The 8745-nt window shown below is 46.2% G+C and carries 10 protein-coding genes and 1 pseudogene; all 11 read right to left on the bottom strand.

Annotated elements, in window-relative coordinates; genetic code table 11:
• Positions 1 to 62: 62 nt before the first annotated feature.
• Positions 63 to 233 (bottom strand): annotated as a pseudogene (locus tag AYW79_RS15400) (DUF255 domain-containing protein); the annotation flags it as partial.
• 146 nt (positions 234 to 379) lie between these two features.
• The gene (locus tag AYW79_RS14490; RefSeq protein ID WP_067567382.1) at positions 380 to 1129 is read right to left on the bottom strand and encodes a MerR family transcriptional regulator; all 750 of its coding nucleotides are present in this window, start codon (positions 1127 to 1129) and stop codon (positions 380 to 382) included.
• Positions 1130 to 1335: 206 nt separating this feature from the next.
• Positions 1336 to 1983 carry an HAD family hydrolase gene (locus tag AYW79_RS14485; RefSeq protein ID WP_067567379.1) on the bottom strand — a complete coding sequence of 216 codons (648 nt, stop codon included), beginning with the start codon at positions 1981 to 1983 and terminating at the stop codon, positions 1336 to 1338.
• A 71-nt stretch (positions 1984 to 2054) separates the two neighbouring features.
• Positions 2055 to 2423, bottom strand: coding sequence for an HAD family hydrolase (locus AYW79_RS14480; protein ID WP_143216276.1), 369 nt, complete (start codon positions 2421 to 2423; stop codon positions 2055 to 2057).
• Complete coding sequence (locus AYW79_RS14475) at positions 2423 to 2695, bottom strand: HAD family hydrolase (protein WP_067567367.1); 273 nt, start codon at positions 2693 to 2695, stop codon at positions 2423 to 2425. The genes AYW79_RS14480 and AYW79_RS14475 overlap by 1 nt, the downstream gene beginning before the upstream one ends.
• Before the next feature lie 230 nt (positions 2696 to 2925).
• Positions 2926 to 3396 carry a DinB family protein gene (locus AYW79_RS14470; RefSeq protein ID WP_067567365.1) on the bottom strand — a complete coding sequence of 157 codons (471 nt, stop codon included), beginning with the start codon at positions 3394 to 3396 and terminating at the stop codon, positions 2926 to 2928.
• Between the two features lie 144 nt (positions 3397 to 3540).
• Positions 3541 to 4092 carry a GNAT family N-acetyltransferase gene (locus AYW79_RS14465; RefSeq protein WP_231877922.1) on the bottom strand — a complete coding sequence of 184 codons (552 nt, stop codon included), beginning with the start codon at positions 4090 to 4092 and terminating at the stop codon, positions 3541 to 3543.
• 53 nt (positions 4093 to 4145) lie between these two features.
• The gene (locus AYW79_RS14460) at positions 4146 to 4892 is read right to left on the bottom strand and encodes a metallophosphoesterase family protein (protein WP_067567362.1); all 747 of its coding nucleotides are present in this window, start codon (positions 4890 to 4892) and stop codon (positions 4146 to 4148) included.
• A gap of 243 nt (positions 4893 to 5135) precedes the next feature.
• Positions 5136 to 6377, bottom strand: a complete 1242-nt coding sequence (locus AYW79_RS14455; RefSeq protein WP_067567359.1) for an MFS transporter — start codon at positions 6375 to 6377, stop codon at positions 5136 to 5138.
• A 473-nt stretch (positions 6378 to 6850) separates the two neighbouring features.
• Entirely contained in the window at positions 6851 to 7435 is a 585-nt protein-coding gene (locus tag AYW79_RS14445; protein WP_335583218.1) for a tyrosine-type recombinase/integrase, read from the bottom strand.
• Positions 7436 to 7718: 283 nt separating this feature from the next.
• A complete protein-coding gene (locus AYW79_RS14440; protein WP_067567353.1) occupies positions 7719 to 8222 on the bottom strand; it encodes a prepilin peptidase in 504 nt (167 codons plus the stop codon).
• Positions 8223 to 8745: the final 523 nt, after the last annotated feature.

Raw genomic sequence — 8745 nt, 5'->3', positions numbered from 1 at the left:
CAGTGACAGGTCCATATATTACTCCATTACCGTATATTGCCACTCGTAGCCCCGCAGGGCTACGAGTAGCCGATGGACAAAAGAATGGGACGATTGAACCTGCGAGCGATGCGGAACGCCTCGTCGCACCAAGGGTACCAGTCGACCGGGTTATGGGCGTGCTGAAGCAGGTATGGGGATTTCTCGTGGATGAGGCGGTTGGTGAATTTATGGCCGCCGTTGTTGGAGTTCACGGGTGAATCATCCTCTCTGGATGGATTTACCGTTAGTATACACCCAGGTGGCGGAAAGTATTTGATATGTGGGAAACAGCATAAAAAGGAGCCCCTGGTTCTGGGAAGTGAAGAACCAAGGGCCTGTTGTAGAATTATCCTACATCTTACTTGGGGTCATCAGTCACTAAACTGGTGGCCATGGCCTTCGAGATGTACTGCCACAACTCCTTATCCATGCCGAATTCCGCTGCTCGGTCCGGGTTCTCCGCGTAATATTGTTCAGCGGATCGCGTAATGCTAGAATCACCGCCTGTAAAGAGGTTGACGAGTTCTTTCCACCGCTTGGCCAACAGTTGTACCTCAGGACTATCAGGAGGCGTCCCCTTTTTCAGTTCTACGCGTACGTTGGCAATCAGGCTTGGCCATTCGTTCTCAACCTCTTTGATTTTCTCGGTTCCCAGAAGTTCCCCTTGTTTCTTGAGTTTCTCCATCTGCTCTGGAGTAAAATACTTCTCCGTCATTTTCATCACCTCGATGATTTTGATCCATTCCTCTCCAGTCAGTTCTCGTTGAGCTTGAACCAACTCATATAGACGCTCCAGTCGGCTCCGCAAGTCTTCCTGAATTCGGATTTGTTGAACCAATCGATCCAACTGCATTCGAATTGCTTTGTCCGGACGAAAACTGGGGTTATCGAGCAAAGCCCCGATTTCGTCCAGTGAAAAACCCAACTGCTTTAGGGAGATGATTTGTTGCAGACGAGCGATGTCCTTTCCCGAATACAGTCTGTGACCAGCGCCAGAGTGCAAAAAAGGAACAAGCAACCCGATCTGGTCGTAATGGTGCAGCGCCCGAATCGTAATGCCCGTCAGCTTCGCCAATTCCCCCACTTTCCATCGTTCTTTTTCCGCCATCATCCCCTCATTTCGTGCACATTGATATTGCCGGCAAATTCATCCTACAACCTGACATTGCGTCAGGATCAAGTATTTTTTTACATTCTTGAACACTAAATGTTTGCCTTCATTTTTCCTCAACCAAGAGGTCCACAACGCATCTTCATGCAACTGCAAACCTATGGCCTTCTGAGATTTTCGCGCCCGTTACCTGTATAAGAATCTCACGGCGACAGGAGATTAAATAGTTCATCGACAGTATCTACCAAATGGGTTGCGTTTGCCTGAACAAGCTCTTCCTGTGAACCATACCCATACTTAACACCAATTGAATCAATGCCATTCGCATTTGCCCCAACAATGTCATGTTTACGGTCTCCGACCATAATGAAATCAGACTTCGGAGAACCGTTGAATTTTCTTATAGCATGCTCAACTATCTCCGCCTTGTTAGACCGAGACCCATCAAGATTACTTCCAACAACATGGTCGAAGTACTGATCAATTTCAAAATGAACGAGTATCTGCTCCGCAAATACAGTAAGCTTTGAAGTGGCTATAACTAACTGCTTAGATTTATCCTTTAAAAACTTAAGTAACTCTGGAATTCCGTCATAAATTACGTTCTCATATATCCCGCTTTCCTTATAATTTTGTCGATAATACATCACGGCTCGTTCTACTTCTGAGGGACCGAGACCATAGAACTGTTCAAAACTGACATGCAAAGGCGGTCCGATAAACGATGTAAGCTCTTCGAGGTCAGGTTCATCGATCCCAAGTCTAGACAAGGCATATTGGGCTGATTTGGTGATTCCCTCCTTAGGATCTGTAAGCGTTCCATCCAAATCAAATAAAATTGTCGAGTAAATTGCCATCATCGGGCTCTCCCTATGGTAAGTTTATTACATTTATCTTTAATTCAATGGCAACTCAGTTAAATCTATCTCTTTAGTTGTGATACGAAATTGAGAACCTCCACTGGATTTTGAACCATGATATTTGGAGACGCTGTTTGTATACGTTCAAACTTCCCGTCTCCCCACAGTGCAGCGATGTTGATCATACCTGCTGCTCTTGCTGACTGAACGTCTGATGGTTGATCGCCAATGTATACGCAATCTGCTGGATTTCCTTGCAATTTGCGCGCTGCAAGAAGAAGTGGATCAGGGTATGGCTTGTGTCGTGATGTGTCCTCTTGGGCTACGACAACGTCAAAGAACATATCCAGCTTCTTTGATTGCAGCTCACTAATCACATGGAATCGCCACTTTGACGAAACAATTCCCATTTTATGACCTCTCAGTTTCATCAGAGTGAGCAAATCTGGAATTCCAGGGTAACAACGAATTTGATCGAGTGTTCTTGGTAAAAACGTGTTCCTGTATCAAGAATTTTTAATGCTAACTCATCATCGAACCATTCTTTGTAAACAATGGGTACAGGACGCCCGATAAGTTGAGCAAATTCTTGTTCTGTTGGTTCTCTACCAAGTATCTGTTGAAATCCGTAACAAGTTCCTTCTCTTGCTAATGGCTCGCTGTCTTGAATAGTTCCATCCAAATCCCAAAAAGCTACAATCAAAAGGCGTTCCTCCTTCCATACAACAACTCGGGCTAAGGGTCACAGTAAATCAAGAAAATCCATGGGGATATCAGCTATAGAGTCAACTACATCGTCAGCCATCGATAAATCTTGATTCCCAGAATTCACATTTTGATATCCAATAGACTCCTCCCTTTTTTCTAGCCACGTGAACAGCCTTATTGCAACCGTAATGACACAAGTGAAACTGATAAAATGCGGGAAGCTGTCTAGTCCCAAATATCTGGACGGTCTAGACCAGCAGACCGAAGGTATTGAAGTAACTGACCAGTGTGAATGGACTCGTGGTACGCAATTCGACAAAGAAAATCTCCTAATGGTCGTATATATCCAACGTCCGAACGGTCAATCATTCGACTTTCCAATTCGTTATTTGGTAATTGCCGGACGTAGTTTAGGAAATCCTCGAAGTATGGTACTGACAGTGAAATTTCCTCTTCGATACTCGTTACTGGAATGTCATCGAACTCGTCATGTGTTACTGGCGCAGATTGTCCTAGTTTAATCGACTCGTAGTAATATTTCTGAGTAGACCATGCATGACGGATGACTTCACCAATTGTTAGAGCTGAGTCGTCAGGCTTCCATTTTAGGAAATCTGAAGGAACACTCCTCCATACAATTATGCTTCTGCGACGAACCTCTCGAAAATTAATTATAGCAAGCTCAGTAGCTAGCATTTAAACCACTCTCCATTCGTTTGTAATATTCTGTATCCTTACTGCTCTTATCTGCCGCAAGGTGTCACGCATAGGTTCTGTATATTCATACACAAGCCGAGACACACCGCTATTGCAGATGTGCACCCGTTACCTGAAGAAGACTTAAAGAAATTTTTCAAGTTCAACCTCATCGTGAATTGGGATTTCGTAATACCCGATTTGTGGAATCGTCGGTTTGAGCTTCCTTGCCTCGTCAATTGCGTCGGGATATACGGCAGTTATTCGGTATCCACGTCGTTGATAAAATCTCAATGCATCCAAGTTATCATTCGAAGTGATAAGCCAAATGCGACCTACTCCAACCTTATGTACCGCTTGTTCGACTGCCGAAATCAGGGCACTCCCTGCGCCTAAACCTTCCACTATGGCATTTATACTCATCAGTTCGCATCCATCATTCTCAAGATTATAGGTTGCCGCCCCAACTCGAACATCATCAGCCCAAGCAATCACGGCGTCTAAATCCTGAAAGTAATGGGTTTTACCTTTGGATACCATTGTTTCTCCGCCCCACTCACTCAGCCACAAGGTCCTGAGCCATTCCTGATCATCTTGAGTCAATGGCGGAGCCACTTCTATCTTGCTGCTAATGCCCATTTTCATCACCCGATTTAATTTGATTCGTTCTTCAACTTTCCTGCCCAAGATCGCCATAAGGACTTCCTCAACACACATGCATGTTCATACACAAAGAGGCGACCCAAGCATTATGACTCTTCTTCATGGATACCCATGTGCTGATTGCCGTGGAACGCCATGAGCAGGAAATCCCTTGCAGGTACCCCTAATTGCTCATACGACAAAAGAAACTGGCGATTATCGTATGGGATTTCTTTCATTTCAACTGCAATATCCTGCGAGTCGATGTCCAGAATGGCGTATCGAGCTACAGGGCGGTCACAACACCCTAATGAGCCAGGATTCAGATATGTTCTTGTGGCAGACTTGAAGAAGTGAACGGGATGATGATGTCCAAAGCACACTATGTCAGCCTTGTCTCCATTGTAGATTGTATCCAGCTCATCCGCTGAAGGGTCTCGGTCAATTGGCAGGAAGTTGTCAGCGGCATCTAAGTGGTAGTGGACCAATAACAGGCTCTTCTCTTCGTGTTCAATTCTTAATGAACGGGGCAAGTCCAACAGGCTTCGAAGTAAGGCTTCATCGGTGTTCTCGACAATCCACTCGTGGTGTGCTCGCTCCTCGTCACGGGACGCTGGTTCTTGACCTCGAAAAATTGCCAACACCGCATCTTCATGGTTTCCGGTGATCATGGATACATCTTCTCGCTCGAACAATGCAACCAAGACCTCATCAGTGTCAGGTCCGATTGCCACCATATCTCCCAAGCAGTAGATGTGCTCAATGTCAGACTGACTGTCGATGTCCTTCAACACAGCCTGTAATGCGGGGCTGTTGCCATGGATGTCTGTAATTATAGCTACCTTTGTAGACATTCATTTCCCCTCCGAATTCAACTAAATATACCGATTACGTTCAGTGAATCACTATTGAACATTGCTCGAAACGGCAGTAAGCGTCTCCATGCGTGCCTGTATAATCATACACCCGTCAACCGGAGACGGCTACTGCAGTTTCGCACCATACTGCAATAGATTTGCTACTCGACATTTGAGGATATAAACCATAGAAAGTAAAACAGGACACCCCAAAGGATGTCCCCTGTGCTGTGATTTTCATCAATCATAGGATTCGATCGGGGGCTGTTCCAAGCCATAATTTCGGACAACAGGCATGAAATAGCCGATCACAGCTACGACAATTTCAAGAATGCCCGTACAAATTAACAAAACCGTTACTCCTGACCATTGAATCATCCATCCTGAAAATGCACGTGCCAGCGGTTCCGATCCCGACATTAAAACAATCATAAAACTAATGACTCGCCCAATCAGTTGTGGCGGAATGATTTTTTGATTTACACTTGGAGCAATTGTGTTCACGACAGCTTCCATAATGCCAATGACGAGCATCGTACCAATAAGCAACCATAGGTCCCTTGCAACGACGAGTCCAAGAAACGCAAACCCTTCGACGAAACAAGCAAGCAAGGTCATTTTTGGTGTTGGCTTTTGAATCCGTATGAAAGCAAAAAAGAGAGCTGCGAGAGCACCACCGATTCCAATGCCCATATTCATCAAGCCAAATCCTTGTGCACCCAGGTGAGCTTGTTTTGCCAAGAACGGCATTGCAATGAATGTGGCTTGCACGCACGCATTGACCAAGAACGCACTTAAGGATGTCGTTAAGATCAGATGATTCTTCAGTACATATCGAATTCCGACTTGGATGTCGGATGAAAATGATAATTTGTCTTTTTCTTCGTCATCGGAATCGATGGGAATCGGTTTAACCAAGAGCAGAAGCAGAATCGAACAAATAAATGAAAGTCCGTTGGCTGCAATGACAAGTCGATAACTCCATTTGGAAATCAACGCACCGCCAATAACAGGTCCTGCAATCGCTGCCGCCTGAAAACCAATCATCAAGAGTCCGAAGGACTGCGTGTATTGCTCTGAAGAAACAAGTCTTTGTTGAAATGCCGATTGTGCAGGGAAAAATGCCGCATCCATGCAGCCATACACAATTGCCATCACAAACAACGTCCAAATCGGCACCACACCGCGAAAGCTCATCACCAGCAGAAAAGCCATTATCAGTCCGCGTACAGCATCCGATGCAATCATGACCCATTTCGGATTCAAGCGATCTGCAACCACACCACCAATCGTGACGAGTAAAATTTGAGGCAGTGAAATACACGCCATGATGGTTCCTAAAATTAATCCCGAACCTGTTTTCTCAACCACCATCCAATTGAGTGCCAGCAAAAACATGGCATCTCCAAGTTCTGAAATTAGTCCACCGCTCCAGTAAGATAAGAAGTTTCTGTTTTTCAAGATTGTTGTATTGAATTTCATTGAATGATCTTCCCTTCGGTCATTTTTCAACGCAAAAAAGCACCTGACCACGTGATCAGGTGCTTTGTATTCCGATTTCAACACGCCTTAACTGGCGTAGCTAGTCAGAACGCTGTACGATTCCCTGATCTTTGTATGCAATTGAATACCCGAATAAGGGCAGACTTCCCCCTAGGATAACAACCGCATCAAAAATCGAAGGTACTTGCACATAAACCCTCCTGACATTGCGTATTCCATTAATTGAATTCGTCGTTTTATTTATATATCCTGTTTGCGCTCCAAATTTTCGTTGTCCGTGCTGCACTAAACTGCCCGAAATCGGCGTAAGCCGACTCGCTCGGTTCGCATGATCATGCAATATATCTGCATAAAAGTCCCCGTGTGCGGATCGCTCAATGCCAGTTTTCCCGCGCTCTCCTAGCATCGTTTCCCTCAGTATACACGGCGACGAATGGTTTTGCAGACATTCATCACTGCACGAAATATCGCTGATATGCTTGTTGGCGTACGGTGCCACTGAGGGATGCGTACAACTGCGTGGTCTCCGGTTTCTCATGGCCCAAAATAGACTGCACGGCAACGAGGGGTGCGCCCTGATTGAGCAATACGGTTGCGAGGGTATGGCGAATCTTGTGGGGGCTGATCTTGGTTTGCAAGTCGGATCGATTCGCGATCCGATTGAAAATATACTCAATCTGATGAATCGATATCCGGTGCGGTTTCCTCTCGGTTACAAACAGCGCCGCATCCTTATCACCACGATGATTCAAATACCGTTGAAGCCATATGCGGGCCTTCGAGCCGAAGTACACCTCTCGTTCTTTGTTTCCTTTCCCTATCACATTCACACAGCCACGCTGCCAATCAATTGCACTGCGGTCGAGTTTGTGAATATCCCCCACCCGACATCCCGTGGCGAAGAAAAATTCCACGAGCGCATGCTCCAAGACACTGGTGCAAGAATCCCGCAACATTTCTAGTTCATCGATGGTGAGTGCCTTTGGCACACGTTTTCCAAGCTTCGGTTCCTTCAACTTCATGGTCGGATTGCGCACGAGGAGATCCTCTTCCACCAACCACTTGAATTGAACAAACTCATGATGGCCCGTACATTATACCCGAGACTGCTCGCTTTCAAATGCATGTGCTGCTGCAGATGTTCCCGCAGTTGTTCCGACGTGATCGTGTCCCCGATGTCTTTTATCAACTGGTGATGCTGCACCCGGTACGCCTTTACTGTATAGGGCGAATACCCCTCCTGCGCCTGGAGGGTCAGATATCAGTTGGACGCATCATGCAATCGAATGAAGAGGCCCCCTTTCAGGGCGCTATTAACTTTCAGAATAAAGACATCACTGCACAGAAGAGGATCGTCGACACGAGGACAAAAACCACTATGGGCAGTCCCCTTCTTGGTGTCGGTTGGTAGCCATCGAACCACGTATTTTTTGACCGCCGTACTATAGACCTTGGCAAAGAGCAACGCCAGTCACCATATGAACAGCGTGGGCAGCACACCGAGTGCTGCCCGCAAACCATGGCCATCTTCCAGTTCCCCTGGCCCCAGAGTCCAAGAAGCGTCGGAACGAGAAGCAGCAGTCCGGTGCAAACGAAGGCGAAAAACGCCTCTTCTCCCGAACCAACACCGAAGTGCAACGCCAAAAAGAGCCCCAGTCCAAACAGGTTCAGGACGTTTGGAATTCGCCGTTCCCGAATGTCAAACCGCGCCGCCACAAGGGCAAATGCGATAAACGCGATCCCAATCCATAGTGGCTTCATAATTGCAGTTCCGTGATAGATCGATAATCCGAGCCACGACTGCCTCACCCATTCAAATAACATTCCCTCACCACCGTCCGAGAGATTCCGATAGGGCCAAACTCTGGATCCATGTCCACTCCGGGCACTCAATCGAAGTTTTTTACAATCGTTAGAAAATCCATTCGTCGATTGGCTATGTATCACCGCATCACGATGAAAGGATGTACGAAGCGCGGACTTTCTAACGAAGAATGTGGTGAGAATGTTAAGGGATGTTCTTGTCCTGGACATCTGGATCAGGATATTTTAGAAAATGAATTCTGTGTCGAAACCACAGAAGGTGGATCGACCTAACCAAGGATTTAAAATGATCAATCGTCTCTGTTTATCGTGTCTACTTTCTTGACTTAATATCATGCTGTGTCCGCGGGAAAAGGGCTGACAACTTCCTTTCTGTGTACGAGAAGAAATGATGTTTAAGTCTTCATACCCTCTGTCTCAAACGGACTTTTATAGCGAGCCATGCGAACAAAAGCAGTGTGAGCCCAAGCGTCCCTGCCGCATAACCCCAAGCCGCTCGGAATCCAACCATGAGTCCCTCGCT

The sequence above is a fragment of the Ferroacidibacillus organovorans genome, from assembly GCF_001642725.1.
GTDB lineage: Bacteria > Bacillota > Bacilli > Alicyclobacillales > SLC66 > Ferroacidibacillus > Ferroacidibacillus organovorans.
The sequence above is the reverse complement of the archived record's forward strand: the minus strand, read 5'-3'. Positions and strand labels throughout refer to the sequence as shown.